Raw genomic sequence first — 1,075 nt, forward strand, 5'->3', positions numbered from 1 at the left:
ATATATTTCGTATGAAGTGTGGGAGTAAGTCCAGAAGTGTCCAGGATAGAGAAGATAAATAACTGAAGGTAGAATATAGGAGAATAACCAGCTGTCTGCTTTTGATGAGCTTGTTCATGCTTTATTTTTCCGGTGAACGTAGAATTTGTTGGCAAAATAGAAGAATGCGGAGACGCAGAAAATTGATATAAGCTGTATTAGGCTTGCACTGTATCCAAGTACGTCAACACCTAGGCGAAGCGTGAGAATATTAAGAAGGTACCCTGCGATCAGCGTCAGGCATAGTCGTGAGAGTCCAGATTTTAGCGGTAATGTGCTTGCGAATACGACTTTCCTGTTCAGTCCGAAGCTGGCTATGACACCCAGTAGATAAGTTAAGGATGCTGCTCGCTTGTGCTCTATGCCTATGAATAGGAGTATCAGGAAAAGTAAGTATCCCCCACCGTTCACGAGGCCTCCTACAGCTACGTATCTGAGTATTTGTACAAGCGAGGGTGAGTGGGACGGGGGGATGTTTTTTCTCATGATAAGCTCTTATCGCTCTTTTGATCTGTACCTGTGCTGTGAGCTGCTTGCTCTTCACGCCATCCCCATATGTACCAACTTGCTTGCGGGCCGACGTTAAAGATTAAGTCAAGGACCGAGACGCCATGCTCGAAGGGTGGGTGGCGTTGTGGATACTCTGGATATCCAGAGTAGTCCTTCCATATGAGCTCCACGCCCATTTCCGAAAAAGCATGTGGGTTGATATAGTCACGTGCTGCGGGGCCTGACACATAGTGGCTTGTACTAGTTTGAGCAATCAGGTCGAGAAGTCTCTCCTGCTTACGCCCCGAAAGCCTGTAGTTGCGCGAGTCCTCGAAGCTTGTTGAGATTTTCAAAATATCTTTTGAAATCATGAAGATAAGGTGTTGGTTCAAATCGGAAAGATTTTTCCATTTTTTTCCGAGGTAGATTTCCTTGAGGTATTCATTGTAGAGCGTAAAATATGCAGATTTCCCATATTGCTGCTCTATGGTTTTCCAGTGTTTTATTTGCCAAGTGGGGTTTGCTATTTCCACTTCGCAGATGAGTA

Annotated in this window: 2 protein-coding genes; both read right to left on the reverse strand. The window is 44.8% G+C overall.

Features of this window, described 5'->3' with window-relative positions:
* Window positions 1–114: 114 nt before the first annotated feature.
* Window positions 115–525, reverse strand: coding sequence for a GtrA family protein (locus tag K675_RS34280; protein WP_080635411.1), 411 nt, complete (start codon window positions 523–525; stop codon window positions 115–117).
* A partial coding sequence (locus tag K675_RS32610) for a WbqC family protein (RefSeq protein WP_017906542.1) occupies window positions 522–1,075 on the reverse strand: 554 nt, incomplete at its 5' end. The genes K675_RS32610 and K675_RS34280, both read right to left, overlap by 4 nt.

The organism is Pseudomonas fuscovaginae SE-1, assembly GCF_000364705.1.
In the GTDB taxonomy this organism is placed as follows: Bacteria; Pseudomonadota; Gammaproteobacteria; order Pseudomonadales; family Pseudomonadaceae; genus Aquipseudomonas; species Aquipseudomonas fuscovaginae_A.